At 68.7% G+C, this 16,079-nt stretch carries 18 protein-coding genes and 2 pseudogenes; 6 read left to right on the plus strand and 14 right to left on the minus strand.

What is annotated here, in order from left to right; translation table 11 throughout:
• The 7 genes from rhaD to FXN61_RS12635 all read right to left on the minus strand — a co-directional run.
• Positions 1-1,336, minus strand: a 1,336-nt coding sequence (rhaD, locus tag FXN61_RS12605; protein WP_167973477.1) for a bifunctional rhamnulose-1-phosphate aldolase/short-chain dehydrogenase, incomplete at its 3' end; no start/stop codon positions are given.
• A 1-nt stretch (position 1,337) separates the two neighbouring features.
• Positions 1,338-2,492, minus strand: coding sequence for an L-rhamnose isomerase (gene rhaI / locus FXN61_RS12610; RefSeq protein ID WP_167973479.1), 1,155 nt, complete (start codon positions 2,490-2,492; stop codon positions 1,338-1,340).
• Between the two features lie 17 nt (positions 2,493-2,509).
• On the minus strand, positions 2,510-2,821 hold the full coding sequence (locus tag FXN61_RS12615; protein WP_167973481.1) for an L-rhamnose mutarotase: 312 nt from the start codon (positions 2,819-2,821) through the stop codon (positions 2,510-2,512).
• Between the two features lies 1 nt (position 2,822).
• Positions 2,823-3,884 (minus strand): rhamnose ABC transporter substrate-binding protein, encoded by a 1,062-nt coding sequence (rhaS, locus tag FXN61_RS12620; protein ID WP_223165411.1) that lies wholly within the window; start codon positions 3,882-3,884, stop codon positions 2,823-2,825.
• Entirely contained in the window at positions 3,881-4,840 is a 960-nt protein-coding gene (locus tag FXN61_RS12625) for an ABC transporter permease (RefSeq protein WP_167973483.1), read from the minus strand. Before FXN61_RS12625 ends, rhaS begins: the two co-directional genes overlap by 4 nt.
• A complete protein-coding gene (locus tag FXN61_RS12630) occupies positions 4,833-5,867 on the minus strand; it encodes an ABC transporter permease (RefSeq protein ID WP_167973485.1) in 1,035 nt (344 codons plus the stop codon). The genes FXN61_RS12625 and FXN61_RS12630 overlap by 8 nt, the downstream gene beginning before the upstream one ends.
• Complete coding sequence (locus FXN61_RS12635; protein WP_167973487.1) at positions 5,864-7,363, minus strand: sugar ABC transporter ATP-binding protein; 1,500 nt, start codon at positions 7,361-7,363, stop codon at positions 5,864-5,866. The genes FXN61_RS12630 and FXN61_RS12635 overlap by 4 nt, the downstream gene beginning before the upstream one ends.
• 193 nt (positions 7,364-7,556) lie before the next feature.
• Here FXN61_RS12635 and FXN61_RS12640 point away from each other — a divergent pair, with 193 nt between their 5' ends.
• Both FXN61_RS12640 and FXN61_RS56275 read left to right on the plus strand, forming a co-directional pair.
• A complete protein-coding gene (locus tag FXN61_RS12640) occupies positions 7,557-8,273 on the plus strand; it encodes a LacI family DNA-binding transcriptional regulator (RefSeq protein WP_376770637.1) in 717 nt (238 codons plus the stop codon).
• Positions 8,156-8,509, plus strand: a pseudogene (locus tag FXN61_RS56275) (substrate-binding domain-containing protein); the annotation flags it as partial. The gene FXN61_RS12640 and the pseudogene FXN61_RS56275, both read left to right, overlap by 118 nt.
• Here FXN61_RS56275 and FXN61_RS12645 read toward each other — a convergent pair.
• Positions 8,502-8,978, minus strand: coding sequence for a hypothetical protein (locus FXN61_RS12645; protein WP_167973489.1), 477 nt, complete (start codon positions 8,976-8,978; stop codon positions 8,502-8,504). The pseudogene FXN61_RS56275 and the gene FXN61_RS12645 overlap by 8 nt on opposite strands.
• 21 nt (positions 8,979-8,999) lie before the next feature.
• Positions 9,000-9,380 carry a winged helix-turn-helix transcriptional regulator gene (locus FXN61_RS12650; protein WP_312877685.1) on the minus strand — a complete coding sequence of 127 codons (381 nt, stop codon included), beginning with the start codon at positions 9,378-9,380 and terminating at the stop codon, positions 9,000-9,002.
• A 65-nt stretch (positions 9,381-9,445) separates the two neighbouring features.
• On the opposite strand from FXN61_RS12650, the gene FXN61_RS12655 reads away from it, so the two are divergent.
• Both FXN61_RS12655 and FXN61_RS12660 read left to right on the plus strand, forming a co-directional pair.
• Entirely contained in the window at positions 9,446-10,039 is a 594-nt protein-coding gene (locus FXN61_RS12655) for an NADPH-dependent F420 reductase (protein ID WP_167973491.1), read from the plus strand.
• 77 nt (positions 10,040-10,116) lie between these two features.
• The gene (locus tag FXN61_RS12660) at positions 10,117-11,223 is read left to right on the plus strand and encodes a serine/threonine-protein kinase (RefSeq protein WP_167973493.1); all 1,107 of its coding nucleotides are present in this window, start codon (positions 10,117-10,119) and stop codon (positions 11,221-11,223) included.
• 4 nt (positions 11,224-11,227) lie between these two features.
• On the opposite strand, the gene FXN61_RS12665 is transcribed toward FXN61_RS12660, so the two are convergent.
• The gene (locus FXN61_RS12665) at positions 11,228-11,458 is read right to left on the minus strand and encodes a hypothetical protein (RefSeq protein ID WP_167973495.1); all 231 of its coding nucleotides are present in this window, start codon (positions 11,456-11,458) and stop codon (positions 11,228-11,230) included.
• Between the two features lie 235 nt (positions 11,459-11,693).
• Between FXN61_RS12665 and FXN61_RS12670 the strand changes: the two genes are divergently transcribed.
• Entirely contained in the window at positions 11,694-11,942 is a 249-nt protein-coding gene (locus tag FXN61_RS12670) for a hypothetical protein (RefSeq protein ID WP_246291379.1), read from the plus strand.
• Entirely contained in the window at positions 11,939-12,142 is a 204-nt protein-coding gene (locus FXN61_RS12675; RefSeq protein WP_167973497.1) for a cold-shock protein, read from the plus strand. The genes FXN61_RS12670 and FXN61_RS12675 overlap by 4 nt, the downstream gene beginning before the upstream one ends.
• Positions 12,143-12,145: 3 nt before the next feature.
• Here FXN61_RS12675 and FXN61_RS12680 read toward each other — a convergent pair.
• The 4 genes and pseudogenes from FXN61_RS12680 to FXN61_RS12695 form a co-directional block, all read right to left on the minus strand.
• Positions 12,146-13,736 (minus strand): annotated as a pseudogene (locus tag FXN61_RS12680) (CocE/NonD family hydrolase).
• Positions 13,733-14,311 carry a TetR/AcrR family transcriptional regulator gene (locus tag FXN61_RS12685; RefSeq protein WP_167973499.1) on the minus strand — a complete coding sequence of 193 codons (579 nt, stop codon included), beginning with the start codon at positions 14,309-14,311 and terminating at the stop codon, positions 13,733-13,735. The pseudogene FXN61_RS12680 and the gene FXN61_RS12685 overlap by 4 nt, the downstream one beginning before the upstream one ends.
• 47 nt (positions 14,312-14,358) lie before the next feature.
• A complete protein-coding gene (gene sph, locus FXN61_RS12690; RefSeq protein ID WP_167973501.1) occupies positions 14,359-15,282 on the minus strand; it encodes a sphingomyelin phosphodiesterase in 924 nt (307 codons plus the stop codon).
• A gap of 76 nt (positions 15,283-15,358) precedes the next feature.
• Complete coding sequence (locus FXN61_RS12695) at positions 15,359-16,051, minus strand: FadR/GntR family transcriptional regulator (protein WP_167973503.1); 693 nt, start codon at positions 16,049-16,051, stop codon at positions 15,359-15,361.
• Between the last annotated feature and the right edge of the window lie 28 nt (positions 16,052-16,079).

Consider the following 16,079-nt stretch of genomic DNA (forward strand, 5'->3'; position numbering starts at 1 on the left):
CGGCGACCACCACGCACGCGCCCTCGGCGGCCAGCCGTCGCGCGATGGCCCGGCCGATGCCCGACCCGCCGCCGGTGACCAGCGCGACACGGGTGGCGAGCGGCTTGGGCTTCGGCATCCGTTGCAGCTTGGCTTCTTCGAGCGCCCAGTACTCGATGCGGAACTTCTCGCGTTCCTCGATCGGCGCGTACCGGGAGATCGACTCGGCGCCGCGCATCACGTTGATGGCGTTCACGTAGAACTCGCCGGCGACGCGCGCGGTCTGCTTGTTCTTGCCGAAGCTGAACATGCCGACGCCTGGCACCAGCACGATGGCCGGGTCCGCGCCGCGCATCGGAGGGCTGTCCGCCTCGGCATGACGCTCGTAGTAGGACTGATAGTCCTCGCGGTAGGCGACGTGCAGCTGTTCCAGCCGCGTCACGACGTCTTCGAGCGGTGCGGTCGGCGGCAGGTCGAGCACCAGCGGCCGGACCTTGGTGCGCAGGAAGTGATCAGGGCACGACGTTCCCAGCGCGGCCAGCTCCGGATGCCGTTCGCGCGCGAGGAAGTCCAGCACGACGTCGGTGTCGGTGAAGTGGCCGACCTGGGGGCTGTCCGTGGAGACCAGGCCGCGGATCACGGGCGCGAGCTCGGCGGCCCTCAGCCGTCGTTCCTGCTCAGGCAACGGTTCGTGGATGATCGGACCGAACGGTTCGGAGCGGCCGTGCGCGTCGAGGTACCGTTGCGCGGTCTGGATGATCTCCAGCGATTGAGCCTCGCACTCCTCGCTCGTCGTGCCCCACGCGGTGATGCCGTGCCCGCCCAGGATCACGCCGATGGCCTGCGGGTTGTCGCGCTTGACCGCCGCGATGTCCAGTCCCAGCTGGAAACCGGGCCGCCGCCATGGCACCCACACCACCCGCTCGCCGAAGCAGGCCTTGACCAGCGCCTCGCCGTCGGCGGCGGTCGCGAACGCGATGCCCGCGTCCGGATGCAGGTGATCGACGTGCGCCGCGTCCACGAGACCGTGCATGGCCGTGTCGATCGACGGCGCAGCGCCTCCCTTGCCGTGCAGGCAGAAGTCGAACGCGGCGACCATCTCGTCCTCGCGCTCGACCCCCGGATACACCTCGGCCAGCGCGCGCAGCCGGTCCAGCCGCAGCACCGCCAGCCCGGCCTCGGTCAGCGTGCCGAGGTCACCGCCGGATCCCTTGACCCACATCAGTTCCACCGGCTGCCCGGTCACCGGGTCGAGCTGTTCGCCCTTGGCGGAGGTGTTGCCGCCCGCGTAGTTGGTGTTGCGCGGATCGGATCCCAGCCGGTTCGAACGGTGGAGGAGGGCTTCCACCTGGTTCATCTCACGCACCCCATCCGGCGGCCTCGCCGCCGACTCGTTCACGGACGATCTGCTCGGCGTACCCGGATCGCCGGTACGCGGCCATCGGGTCGGGATCGAGGCCCATTTCCTCGCGCAGTTCACGCAGGAGTGGCCGCACATCGGTGTTGTAGGCGTCCATCAACGCGCCGTTCGCGCCGAGAACGTCCCCGTCCTGCTGCGCCTGGGCGAGTGCCTCGTGGTCGACCAGCAGAGCCTTGGCCGTGGCCTCCTGGACGTTGAGGACCGAGCGGATGATCGCCGGGATCTTCGGCTCCAGGTTGTGGCACTGGTCGAGCATGAACGCGATGCCCGCCGCCGGCTTCAGCGCGTCGGCCAGCACGATCTCGTGCATGATCCGGAACAGCTGGAACGGGTCGGCCGAGCCGACCATCAGGTCGTCGTCGGCGTAGAAGCGCGAGTTGAAGTCGAACGCGCCGAGCTTGTTCGCCCGCAACAGGAACGACACGATGAACTCGATGTTCGTGCCTGGCGCGTGGTGGCCGGTGTCGATCACGACCTGCGCTTTCTCCCCAAGCTGCAGGCAGTGCGCGTACGCCGTGCCCCAGTCCGGGACGTCGGTCGTGTAGAACGCGGGCTCGAAGAGCTTGTACTCCAGCAACATCCGCTGATCGGCGCCGAGCCGTTCGTACGTTTCCCGCAACGCCTCGGCCAGCCGGTCCTGGCGGGCGCGGATGTTGTCCTGGCCGGGGTAGTTGAGACCGTCGGCGAACCACAGCTTCAGGTCCTGCGAGCCGGTCTGGTCCATGATGTCGATGCATTCGAGCAGGTGCCCGATCGCCTTGCGCCGCACAGAGGCGTTCGGGTGGCACACGCTGCCGAGCTTGTAGTCGTCGTCCTGGAAGACGTTGGAGTTGATGGCACCGAGCGCGACCCCGCGGTCCCGTGCGTACTCGGCGAGCTTGCCGTAGTCGTCGACCTTGTCCCACGGGATGTGCAACGCGACCGTCGGCGCGACGCCGGTGAGCCGGTGCACCACCGCCGCGTCGTCGATCTTCTCGTACGGCGTGCGCGGAACTCCCTGCTGCGCGAACACCTTGAACCGGGTGCCCGAGTTGGCGTAGGCCCACGACGGCGTCTCGATCCGCTGTTCTCGCAAAGCGTCTTTCACGCTCATGTGTTTCTCCCCAAAACTCAGTCGAGGTGGAAGACCTCGTCGAGCGGCCGCATCCGTTCGTCGGCGTTGCCATCACCGACGAAGAACTCGGCCATCTCGGCCTGCCAGCGGGCGTTCACCTCGGTACGCGCCATCTCGGCGAGTGCGGCGTCGAAGTCGTCGCACTCGAGGTACCCGATCAGCAGGCCGTCCTCGGCGAGGAAGAGGGAGTAGTTGCGCCATCCCGCCTTGCTGAGGGCGGCCCGCATCTCGGGCCACACCTCGCGGTGCCGTGCCTTGTACTCGTCGATCCGGTCGGGCCGGACCCGCAGGGTGAAGCAGATCCGCATGTCAGAAGTCGAACTTGTCGATGTTGTCCTTGGTGAACACGGTGGGCGGGCCGAGCACGACCTCACCCTTGGCGCCGATCGTGTACTCGCCGAGGTCACCCGCCTTGTACTTCTCGCCTTCCGCACCGGTGATCTGGCCGGACGCGAGCGCGGCCGCGGTGTAGGTGGCGAGGTAGCCGAGCTTGCTCGGGTCCCACAGCGCGAACGACTTCACCGTGCCGTCCTGGACGAACTTGCGCATCTGGTTCGGCGTGCCGAGACCGGTCAGCTGCACCTTGCCCTTGTACTCGCTGGAGCTGAGGTAGCGCGCGGCGGCCGCGACGCCGACGGTGGTCGGCGAGATGATGCCCTTGAGGTTCGGGTGCGCCTGCAGCAGACCCTGGGTCTTCTGGAACGACGTCTGGTCGTCGTCGTTGCCGTACGCGGTTTCCACGAGCTTGAGGCCGGAGTACTCGGGCTTGGCCAGCTCGGTCTTCATGACCTCGATCCACGCGTTCTGGTTGGTGGCGTTCGGGGTCGCCGACAGGATCGCGATCTCGCCGGACCCGCCGATCGCCTCGGAGATCAGCTTCACCTGGCCGGCGGCGATCTCGTTCGAGGTGGCCTGGTTGATGAAGACGTCGCGGGCGTCCGGTGCGGCGTCGGAGTCGAACGTGACGACCTTCAAACCCTGTCCACGCGCCGACTTGAGCGCCGGTGCGACGGCGTTGGCGTCGTTCGCCGAGATCACCAGCGCGTTCTGCTTCTGCTGCGCGGCGGTGTTGATGTAGGTGACCTGCGAGGAGGCCGCGGCGTCGGACGGGCCCGTGGCCTTCACCTCGGCCTTGATCGCCGTGCCCGCTTGTTCGGCACCCTTCTGCGCCACCGTGAAGTACGGGTTGTTGACCTGCTTGGGCAGGAACGTGATCTTCAGGTTCTCCTTGAGGGGTGCGTTCGGGTCGGCCTTGGCGGCGTTGGTCGCGCCGCCGGTCTGCTGGCCCGCGCTGTCCTTCGTGGTGCCACCGCAGGCGGTGAGCGCGACCGCCCCGGACATCACCAGGGCGAGCACTAGACGTGTGTTCATGGCGTGGCCTTTCGCAGAGTCCCGAAGCGTCGGGTGATCGAAGGGGCGAGAACGCTCACCAGCAGCAGGAGGCCGGTGACGATGGTGAGCACCTCGGTGGAGGTGTCCTGCAGGATCAGCAGGTTGCGCAGACCGCCCAGCAGCAGCACGCCCGCGAGCACGCCGAAGAGCGATCCCTTGCCGCCGAAGATGGACACGCCGCCGAGCAGGACGGCGGCGACGACGGCCAGTTCGAGCCCGACGCCGTTGTCCGCGCGGGCGCTGGAGAAGCGGAACGTGTAGACGATGCCCGCGATCGCGGCCACCGCTCCGGCGAGCACGAAGAGGGTCAGCTTGATCCGCTTGACCCTGATGCCGGAGAAGCGCGCGCCCTCTTCGTTCGCGCCGATCGCGTAGACGGACCGGCCGAACGAGCTGGCGTGCAGTGCGACGCCGAACAAGATCGCGAGGACGATCGCGAGCACGATCGGGTAGGGGATGTTCGTGCCGGGCAACGGCGTTGTGCCGAACTCCGTGTAGCTGGAGGGGAAGTCGGCGACGGCCGTGTCGCCCAGCACCACGAGCGCGAGGCCGCGGTAGAGGGCGAGCGTGCCGATGGTGACCGCGAGGGACGGCAGTCCGAGCCTCGTGACGAGCAGTCCGTTGACCGCTCCGCACACCGCGCCCACCACGATGACGGTCGGCAGTATCGTTTCCAGTGACCAGCCCGCGTTCCACAGCCAGCCGATCAACGCGCTGGACAGGCCGAGCACCGAGGCCACCGACAGATCGATCTCACCCGCGACGATCACCAGCGTCAACGGCAACGCGATCAACGCGATCTCGCCGATGTCGAGGCCCAGGTAGAAGAGGTTGCCGCCGGACAGGAACGAGCCGTCCGTGCTGACCTGACCTGTCAGCGCCACGACGATCAGCAGGAACACCAGCGCGGTCTCCCACCGCAGGAGGTTACGCATGGCTGGTCCCTTCCGTTTTGCGCAAGGCCTTCGCCAGCCGGAGCGCGAGGAGCCGGTCGACCGTGATCGCGCTGAGGAGGAGGGCGCCCGCGATCGCCTGCTGCCAGAACGCGGGAATCTGCAGCACCACCAGGCAGCTGGTGATCGTGCCGAGCAGGAGCGCGCCGAGTGCGGCACCGGCCACGGTCCCGGATCCGCCGAAGATCGCGACGCCGCCGACGACCACGGCCGCGACGACCTGGAGTTCGAGCCCGGTGCCCGCCGCCGCGTCGACCGTGCCGTAGCGGGCCACCCACAGCGCGCCGGCCAGACCGGCGATCAGTCCGGAAAGGACGAACGTGGTCAGCGTGCGCTTGGCGACCGGAATGCCGGCGAGCGTTGCCGCTTCCGGGTTCGAGCCGATCGCGTACAGCTCGCGGCCGGACCGGTAGGAGCGGAGGTAGACGGCGGCCACCGCGATGACCACGACGGTGACCAGGACGAGGATCGGGATGCCCAGGATCCGGCTGCTGCCGAGGTCCAGCAGCGCGTCCGGCAGGTTCGCGGCGTTGACCTGCCTGCCTTGGGCCAGCGCGTAGTCGATGCCGCGGAACACATAAAGCGTGCCGAGCGTGACCACGAGGCTGGGCACGTTGCCGAGTGCCACCAGCAGGCCGTTGAGCAGGCCGCACGCCAGGCCGACGACGACGCCGAACCCGATGCCGGCCAGGAGCGGGGTGCCGGGGTGGTCGGCGAACTGTTGCGCGGTGAGGAAGGCGGACAGACCGAGGACCGACCCCACGGAGAGGTCGACGTTGCGGGTGACGACCACGAGGGTCTGGCCCACGGCCAGCAGCGCGACGATCGAGGCGTTGAGCAGGAGATCGCGGAGGCTTTGCGGCTGGATGAACCGCGGGTTCACGATCGCGGTGGGGATGACGACGAGGGCCAGCGCGACGACGATGCCCAGCTCCCGGACTCGCCCGACCCGGTTCGAGAGGCGGCGGGCTGCCGTGCCGCGAGTTGCCACTGCGGTGGCGGCGGTCATCGCGCCACCTGCCCGGCAGCCGCCAGCGCCACCCGTTCCTCGGTGGCCTCATCACGCGAAAGTTCCTCGACCAAACGGCCTTCGTGCATCACCAGCACCCGATCGGCCATGCCGAGCACCTCCGGCAGTTCCGACGAGATCATCAGCACGGCGACGCCCTGCCCGGCCAGCTCCGACAACAACCGGTGCACCTCGGCCTTCGTACCCACGTCGATGCCCCGCGTCGGCTCGTCGACGATGAGCACGGACGGCTTGCGCGCCAGCCACTTGGCGAGCACGACCTTCTGCTGGTTGCCGCCGGACAGCACGCCGACGGGGTCGCTCAGCCGCGCGAACTTCAGCCGCAGCTTGACCGCCCAGTCCTGGGCGAGCGCGCGTTCGGAGCTGCGCCGCAGCAGCCCGAACGTCGACAGCCGGCTCAAGGACGCAAGAGCGGTGTTGCGTTCGATCGACGCGTCCATCACGAGCCCCTGCTGGCGGCGATCCTCCGGCACGAACCCGATACCGGCGGCCATCGCGGCGGTGGGGGAGCCGTACTTCAACTTGCGACCGCGCACGTGCACCGAACCGCCGTCTGGCCGGTCGATGCCGAACACCGCCCGCGCCACCTCGCTGCGTCCGGCACCCACAAGACCTGACAGCGCGACGATCTCGCCCGCCCTGACGTCGAACGACACGTCGGTGAACACGCCTTCGCGGGTCAGCCGCTGCACCGAGAGCAGCACTTCACCCGCGGCAGTGTCCTGTTTGGGGAAGAGCTGCGACAGTTCGCGGCCGACCATCCGGCGCACCAAGGAGTCCGGCGTTTCACCGGAGAGCTCGCCGGACCACACGAACTCGCCGTCGCGCAGCACCGTGGCCCGCTGGCACAGCGCGAACACCTCGTCGAGCCGGTGCGAAACGAACAGCACCGCGGCGTCCTGGTCGCGCAACGCCCGCACCACACCGAAAAGCCGCTGCACCTCGTGTGCCGACAGCGCCGCGGTCGGTTCGTCCATGACGATCACGCGGGCGTCGAACGACAGCGCCTTGGCGATCTCGACGAGCTGCTGGTCCGCGATGGACAGTCCCCGCGCCGGACGGGCGGGGTCGAGCCGGACACCCAAGCGGGAGAACAACTCCGCCGTGCGCGCGTGCATCGACGCGACATCGATGCGCCGGCCGAAGCCGAGCGGCTGGCGGCCCATGAAGACGTTCTCCGCCACCGACAGGTCGCCGAAGAGCGTCGGCTCCTGGTAGATGATCGCGATGCCGGCGGCGAGCGCGTCGGCAGGGCCGGAGAACCGCCGTGAGGAGCCGTCGACCAGCACCTGCCCCGCGTCGGGCCGGTGCACCCCGGCCAGCGTCTTGATGAGCGTCGACTTGCCGGCGCCGTTCTCCCCGAGCAGCGCGTGGGCCTCGCCAGGCAGCAGCTGCAGGGACACCCCGGACAACGCGCGGACGGCGCCGAAGGACTTGCTCACCTCGTTCAGCGCCACCACGGGAGGTCGGTCCACGTTCCGTCTCCTCGATGTTGAAACGTTTTAACGGCTGAGTTACGTGCACTCTGGGTGCGTTACGGCGGCATGTCAAGGGACTCGGGGTACGATTCGTTGTCACGTTTCAACAAAGGAGCCGCCCGTGAAGCCGTCTGTGGGCATCCGCGACGTCGCGCAGCACGCCGGCGTGTCGAACGCGACCGTCTCGAACGTGCTGAACAGGCCGGACGTCGTCGCGCCCGCCACGCGGCAACGGGTGCTGGCCGCGATCGCGCAACTCGGCTTCGTGCGCAACGAGTCCGCGCGTCAGCTGCGCGCGGGCCGCAGCCGGGTGCTCGCCTACGTCGTGCTCGACGCGGCCAACCCGTTCTTCACCGATGTCGCGCGTGGCGTCGAGGACGCGGCGCGGGAAGCGGGTTTCGCGCTGTTCCTGTGCAACAGCGCCTCCGATGACGGCCGCGAGCGTGAGTACCTGGAGCTGCTGCACGAACAGCGCGTCGAGGGCATCCTGATCACCCCTGTCGACGCCGACAGCGCGCGCTTCGCCGAACTGGTGAACCGGGGCACGCCCGTGGTGCTGGTCGACCGTGAGACGACGGACGGGACGCGCTGCTCGGTGGCCGTCGACGACGTGCTCGGCGGTGAGCTCGCGGTGACTCACCTGATCGAGAACGGCCACACCCGCATCGCGATGGTCGGCGGCCCGATGTCCATCCAGCAGGTGCGCGACCGTCACGAGGGGGCGCTGCGGGCACTGGCGAACGCGGGCCTGCCCGCCGGCGCGTTGACCGTGCTGGACACGAAGGGCCTGCAGGTGGCGGAAGGCCGCGGCGCGGAGAGAGGCTGGTTGGCCTGCCCGCCTCGCGCCGTCCCACGGCGGCGTTCTGCGCCAACGACCTGCTCGCGCTCGGCCTGCTGCAGTCGATGACGCAGCAGGGCCTGCGTGTGCCGGACGACCTCGCCGTCGTGGGCTACGACGACATCGAGTTCGCCGCGGCCGCCGCTGTTCCGCTCACGTCGGTGCGCCAGCCGCGTGAGCAGCTGGGCCACACCGCCGCCCGGCTGCTGCTGTCGGAGAACGAGCCGGACCACGAGCACCGGCACGTGAAGTTCCAGCCGGAGCTCGTGGTCCGCGCGTCCACCGCGGTCAGGCGTTCTACCTGACGAGCATCATTTCCCGGTCTTTTTCGACAACGCGCGAATTGTCCGGCGGGAGATAGACGTTCAGCGACGCCGACGTGAATGCGACACCCGGCCGGAACGCCTTCGTGCGCGACACCACGGTGACGTGGATCTTGTGGAATTCACCCGTGCACGGAACGCTCGACGTGTATTTCTCGCCGATCGCGAGCTCGCCGCGCACGTTTTGGGTGACCTGCACCCACAACGACCCGGATGCGCCGTTCTGGCACATCACGCGCATCGGCACGGTGACAGCGGCGCCGCGCGCCTCCAGCCGTGCCTGCGACTGAAGGGCGACGGCGGCCTCCACCTGTGCCGACGCCGGCAATGCGGTGGCCACTATTGCGGCAGCGGTTACCACGAACGTCGAAATAGCACGCACGTTTTTCACCTCGTTCTTGTGGAAGGGCTGAATGCGGCCGCAAGCCGACATTAGCCATGAGGTGATCAACCGAGCGAGGGGCCAAACAAATCAGGCCTCGTCGATCTCGCCGAGCATCGCGGTGCGAACGGCGTCGCCGTGCCGGTCGGCCCAGGCACCGAGAGCGAAGATCGGCACCAGCAGATCCCGTCCTGCGTCGGTCAGCGAGTACTCGACCCGCGGCGGCGCCTCGGCGTACCGGCGGCGTTCCACGAGGGCCATCCTTTCCATGCGCCGTAACGTCTGCGTGAGCATCTTCTGGCTGATGTGGCCGATGGTCGCGCGCAACTCACCGGGTCGCATCGGGCCGTCGCGCAACGTGTAGACGATCACCGTCAGCCAGGAGTTGCTGAACAGGTCGACCGCGATCCTGGCCGGGCAGTCGGCCTCGAAGTCGCCGTACGGCCCCAGGTCCATCTGTTCAGGTGTCACGGTTTCAGCTTGCCAGCGCTGTTGCGCACCTGTGGGTGCCTTTCGGGCTTCCTACCGTCTGCGGCATGCGAATTGGAATCATCGGTGCCGGGCAGATGGCACGAGCACTGGGCAACGGCTGGGTCGCGGCCGGTCACGAAGTCCGGTACGGCGGGCGTGGCGAGGTCCGTGACGCCGCGGAGTTCGGGGACGTGACGCTGCTGGCCGTGCCCGTGTCCTCCCTGACAGACGTGCTCGCCGAAACGACGTTCGACGGGAAGACGCTGATCGACTGCACGAACGCGTTCGCGCCGGACGAAGGCGAGATGGTCCTCGCCGAGGACGCGGTGGCTGAGCGCGTGGCGAAGCTGGCGCCGGGTGCGCGGGTCGTGAAGGCGTTCAACCTGTGCGCCGCCGAGGTGTGGGAGTCGGACGAGCGGGAGTTCGAGGGACGCCGGCTGGTCGTGCCGCTGTGCGGCGACGACCCGGATTCACTCGTCCAGGTCGAAGAACTCGTCCGCGATCTGAAGGCGCAGCCGGCGAGAGCGGGCGGACTGCACCGCGCCCGCTACCTCGAAGCGATGTCGGTCTTCGTGGTCGGACTGTGGTTCACGGGCACCGACGCCCGCGCCGTGCTGCCACCGCTGGAGGCCGCTTTCGCGGTCCCCGATGGAGGCTGATCCTGCACAGCCACGGTTAGCTCACCCGTTCGGCGGGCACCCACCGGGTGTTCCGCCCGAACGGAAGGGCCCTGGTCATGCCGCCGGACAGACAGCTTCTCGCAGAGAGGTATCAGCTGGGGGAAGTGCTGGGCACCGGCGGCGTGGCGGTGGTGCGCAAGGCCAGGGACACCGTGCTGGGACGTGATGTCGCGATCAAGCTGTTCCGGCCAGGTCAGGACACGGCTGACGCACGGCGGTTCGACAACGAGATCTGCACGCTCGCCGGGCTGTCACATCCGGGTCTGGTGTCGGTGTACGACGCGGATCTGAGCGGCGAGACACCGTTCATGGTGCTCGAGCTGGTCGAGGGCCGGACGTTGCGCGACCGCGTCGACGACGGACCGATGGCCGTCGGGGACGTGCGCCGGTTGGGTGCGGCGCTGGCCGACGCGCTCGCCCACGTGCACGCGCACGGCTTCATCCACCGGGACGTCAAGCCCTCCAACATCCTGCTCGATGACGACGACGTTCCGCGCCTGGCCGACTTCGGGCTGGCGCGTCTGGCGGACGGCGCTCGTCTCACGCGGACCGACCAGGTCGTCGGGACGGCCGCCTACCTCGCGCCGGAACAGGTGCGCGGCGAGGAGATCACGGCGGCGGTGGACGTGTACGCGCTGGGGCTGGTGCTGCTGGAGTGCCTGAGCGGACACCGTGAGTACGAGGGCGCGGAGATCGAGTCGGCCGTCGCCAGGCTGCACCGGCCACCTGTCGTGCCGGACGATCTGCCGTTCGGCCTCGTGCGATTGCTGACGCTGATGACTTCACTGTCCGCTGATCGTCGCCCGACAGCGCGTGAATGTGCAGACGCTCTGCGCGCGCCCGCTTCGGATCCGCCGACTCTCGTCGCACCTCTGCCGGACCGTTCACGAGGACTGCTCGCCACCGCGTCGGCTGCGGTGCTGCTCGCCGCCGTCGGCATCGGGATCGTCGTGCAGAACCGCACCGCCCCCGTGGAGTCGGCACCACCGCCGGCCACCATCGCGCCAGCCTCGACCCAGCCGCGCACCGCGCAGTGGACTCCGGCGCCCGTCGTGGAGCAGACGGCCGTACCGACCACGGCGCAGCCACCGGTGCAGGCGGGGGACAACAGCGGCAAGGGGAAGTCCGGCAGGGGAAACGGCAAGGGCAAGGGCGGACGCTGAGCCGTCAGCGGTTGGACGACGGGAAGTGGCCGCCGCTGCTGCCGAGCGCGAGCAGTTCGGTGTACTGATCCTGCCAGGACCGTTCGGTGGCCAGCAGGTCAGCGAGCCGTTGCACCCAGTCGGCGTCGACGGGCTCCGTGCCGCCGGTCTCCAGGTGTCGTTCCGTCTCCTCGCGCGCCTTGCGCCACTCGGACAGTGTGGGGCCGACCGACGGGCCGCCTTGCTCTTCTGACATGCGACGACAGTACTGTGCACGCCACTGGGTCCGCCTCTGCTGTAGAGTCTGGCCGGTCGGGGTTCGGAGTTGTCGGCAACCAGCCGGTGCGGTCCCCCGATCCAGTCCGGCCCGTTGGCTCTCCGGCCGGAGACAGGAGCACCGGCTTGTCGCCGGATCATCAGCTCTCTTTGGTTCCCCAGGTCTTTCAGGTCAGCGAATCTCGAAACTCGTCCTCTGCGCGGCTGATGCCCGGATGACATCCATCGAATCGTCTGGCCGTACGCGCCACGCAGCCGCCGACTTCGCCGAGGCGAGGATGGCCGCCGAGCGGGCAGAAGCCGTTCAGCAGCACGCGGCAGCGCGCAGAGTCGCCGAACGCGCCCACGACGTGGGCGACTGCCGGGAACTCCTCTCGATGCTCGGACTCACGGGCGTGCGCACCAAGTCACTCCTCCCGGATGCGCTCAGTGTGTTCCGGCCGATCGAAGGACCACGCGAATGAATCAAGGCACCATGAAGTGGTTCAACGGCAGCAAGGGCTTCGGCTTCATCGCGCCGGAAGGCGGCGGAGCCGATCTCTTCGTGCACCAGTCCGAGATCGCCGGCTACGACCACCAGGGCATCCCGGACAACCAGCCCGTCGAGTTCGAGATCGGCGAGGGACGCAAGGGACCGCAGGCGGTTTCCGTTCGCGTCCTCTGAGCTTCACCGCACCGGAAGCGTGATCGCGGACGGCCTGACTGATCCACAGTGGACGGTCTGGTCGGCCGCGATCATCCTGATGGCCGTGGCGCGTGGTTCACCGGTACCGGGGTTGCGGGCGTAGCGCGGGAAAGCACCGCTCGAGACCTGCACACGGATGCGGTGCCCACGCCGGAAGCGGTGCGCCGTCGGCCACAACCGGACGGCGGCGCACTGCGCTTCGGCCGCGTTGGTCAGGCTGACCAGGCCGTCGCACACGTTCCACGACCGTCCGTCCTGGTCGACGTCGCAGAGCCGCACGAACACGTCGGCGTGGGAAAGGCTTGAGGAGAACCAGATCTCGGCACTCACCTCACCGACGACCTCGACGTCCTGGTCGAGAACGGGCGTCGTGTAGGTGAGCACGTCCGGACGGGCCTCCAACGCGGTGTTGTCGACGCGCCCGCAGTCGGAGACCAGGCGCACACCACCAGCGGCCGGCGTGGGATCGGCCGGGTCGTAGCGGTAAGAGTCCGTTGAGGACTCTTCGGACGGCTCCGAAGTCAGCACGCCGCCGGCGCCGAGGTGGAACCGCTGCGGCGTGTAGCCCTCAGGCGGCCACGACTCGAAGTCGCGCCAGGCTTCCTCTCCCATGACGAACAGCCGAACGGGTGCGCGGTCCGCTGGTTGCTCGCCGCGGGCGTGGGCGAGACCGAAGTCGACCGCTTCGTCGATCGGCGCGGAGTTGAACTCGGCGTGCGTCCACGGGCCGACGGTCAGCCGGGCGGGGCGTCCGTTCTCCTGCAGCACTTGGAAGTCGCGCAGCTGGCCGGGCAGGAAGATGTCGTACCAGCCGCCGATCGAGCTGACCGGCACGGCGACGTCAGCGACCCGGTGGCTGTGATCGAACCCCTCCCACCGCGCGGAGCCGGCGTCGTGGGTGAGAATGTCCTGAATGTACGCGGAACGCTCTCCGAACGCCGCGATGTCGGCCTCTCGCAACGGAAGCGTGCTCAACGCCCGCGCCGTCTTCTTGCTCTGGAACGCCTGGCGCACCATGGCGAGGGGACGCTCCTGAGTTCCGACCAGCACGCCCCACCCGAACGGCGTCTCGAGCGACATGCCGTCAGAGCGCAGGAACTCCAGCGTCAGCGCCGACTCGGTGACGATCGGGATCATCGCCTTGACCTGCGGCGGCAGCTGGTCGGCGACAGTCCACTGCACGTGTCCGAGGTAGCTCAGGCCGTACAGCACGATGGCGTCGCTCCAGGGCTGCTCCACCAGCCAGTCGAGGGTCGCGAGCCCGTCCTCGCGCTCCTGGCGCATGGGGTCGAACGCGCCGGCCGGAACCGAAGCTGCCGCGCACGCTCTGGATCAGCACCTGGTACCCGCGCTCGGCCAGCGGCCGCGCCAGGATCTGACCGATCATGCCTCGGCCGTAGGGGGAACGGATCAACGCGGTCGGCAGCCCGTCACCTCCTGATCGCGGCATCCACCGGTCCGCCAGCAGTTCGACGCCGTCGGGCATCGGTACGCGCAGATCCCGCTGCACCACCACGTTCCTGGTCAGCGGCGGCGAGAGCTTCAGCTTGCGCTGGACGAGATGGCTGATCATCGAACCTCCATCAGTACGGACATGACGTCCAGCAGCCGGTCGGTGAACGCCTCGGGGTCGGGCGCGCCCTCGACGACCCAGGCGGTGACGAACGATCCCGCGCCGCCGGTGAAGAAGACGGCGAGGTCGTCGATGGCCTGCGCCGTGAGCCGATCGCCGTACTGGTGCTCGATCGCCTGCCGGTTGACCGGCAGGAGCAGGCTGATCAGCCCGCGGTCCAGTGCGAACGCGCACGAACCGGTCAGCAGGGCGCCGTAGAACACCTGGTGTTCGGCGAAGTGCCGGGCCATGACGAGAGTCTCCGCACGCCCGTCCACGGGTTCTTGGAAACCCGAAAGGCAGGGCAGCAGCTCACGCCGTGCGAGGTCGAGCCCGGCCTCCAGCAGCACCGTGTCGAGGTCCCCGAAGTGCTGGTAGACGACACGGCGGCTCACGTCCGCGGCTTCGGCGATCTCCGAGAGCGTGACCGCTGTCGTGCCGCGTTCGGTGACCAGGTCGAACGCGGCTTGCAGCACGGCCGCGCGGGTGCGGCGCACCCGGCGATCGCGCGCAGGCTCGACCTCGTGCAGATCCATACCCGCAGATCCTGCACACGTGTTACTAACTAGTCAACTGTTACTTTTCACTCGGCGAACACGGGATAGTGGTCGGAAAGATCCGTGTAGGTGGACTTGCGGCCCCACGACCAGGTCGACCACTCAGGACTCTTCGCACGCCGCGTTTCGTTGCGCAGCACCGGTCCCTGGACCGCCAGCACGTAGTCGAGGTGCTCGGACGCGTACTCAGGCCCGTACTGGTCGCGGCAGATGCTGTTGTCCGCGCAGTCCCACGAGAACGGGTGTCCCGTGAACGCAGGCGTGGAGGCGCCCAGTTCCTGCACCATCCGTGGGAACTCGTCGCTCGCCTGGACCACGTTCAGGTCGCCCGCGACGTACACGGGCTCGGTCGCTGGGACGTTCCGCGCGGTCAGGAACGCCTTGATCTCCGCGCGCTGGGAGGCCCGGTACCCCGACGGCGCACTCGTGCAGGAGGATTCCTCGGCCTGCATGTGAGTGCCGATCACGTGCACCGGCCCGGTCGGCGACGCGACCCGGACGTACGCGAAACCCTTGTTGGAGAACCAGTCCGCGCCGCACGCGTCGCGGTAGACGTGCTGGACGCGGGTGGTGATCGGCCACCGGCTCAGGATCGCGACCCCGCCGTCCTCCGGCGTCGAGTCGCTGTAGGCACCGCTGGTCACGTCCCATCCTGCACGGCTGCGGCCCAGCACGGGGGTCTGGTGGGGGTAGGTGTCGCGCAGGTTGGCGAGCAGCCGGTCGGAGGCGGTGTTGTCGAACGCCTCGTTGAGCACGACCACGTCCTGCCCGGCCAGCACACCCGTGCTGTCGATCAGGTCGGCCCTCGTGAGCTGGCCCCAGTTCGGGTAGAGGTTCCTGGACAGCATGAAGACGTTGTAGGTGGCGATCTTCGGGGCGGCGGGGGCCGCGACCGCGGGGGCGGCCGAGATCGTGAGCGCGACGGCGGCGGCGAGCGTGATCAGGCGCATGGGGCCCGATGGTGAGGGACGTGAAAGTCCTTCACAACCGGGCGGGTGTGTCGTACCGATCAAGAGCCGATGAAGTTCATCGACCTTGCAGGCGTTCGAGGTCCGCACCCGACTTGTCGACCAGGGCACGCATCGCCGTGTAGGCGGCCTCAGGTTCGCGTGCCGCGATCGCGTCCACCACCGCACGGTGCGAGGGCACCGGGTCGTCCTCGACGCTGCCGTGCACGAGCTTGTCGCGTTCGGCCAGCCCGATCGCGATGATCCGCTCGACCTGGGTCAGGAACGCGTTGTGCGTGGCGGCCATCAGCAAACGATGGAAGTCGAGGTCTGCCTGAACGGTCGCGGCCAGGTCACGTGCGGAGGCCATCCGGTCCAAAGCGGCGGAGAGCGCCTCGATGTCGGCGTCCGTCGCGCGCTCGGCGGCCAGCCGGGCGGCGGCGGGCTCGACGATGACCCGCATCTCGGTGAGTTCGTCGAACAGGCTGTGGTCGGCGTTGGCCTGGGTCTGCCAGCGCATCACGTCGGTGTCGAGCAGGTTCCACGACGAGCGCGGCTGCACGAACGTGCCGCGCTTCTGCCTGGCGTCGATCATGCCCTTGGCGGAGAGCACCTTCAGCGCCTCGCGCAGTGCCGTCAGGCTCACGTCCAGTTCTTCGCGCAGCGCAGGGAGATCGAGGGTGTCGCCCTCGCTGATCTCGCCGGCGAGGATCCGGCCCGCCAGCGCCTCGACGGTCTGGCCGTGCACGCCACGCAGACGCTTCTCGCTCATGGGGCCAGATCATACGGCACATCATAAA

It is taken from the genome of Lentzea indica, from assembly GCF_012184385.1.
GTDB classification, from domain to species: Bacteria; Actinomycetota; Actinomycetes; order Mycobacteriales; family Pseudonocardiaceae; genus Lentzea; species Lentzea indica.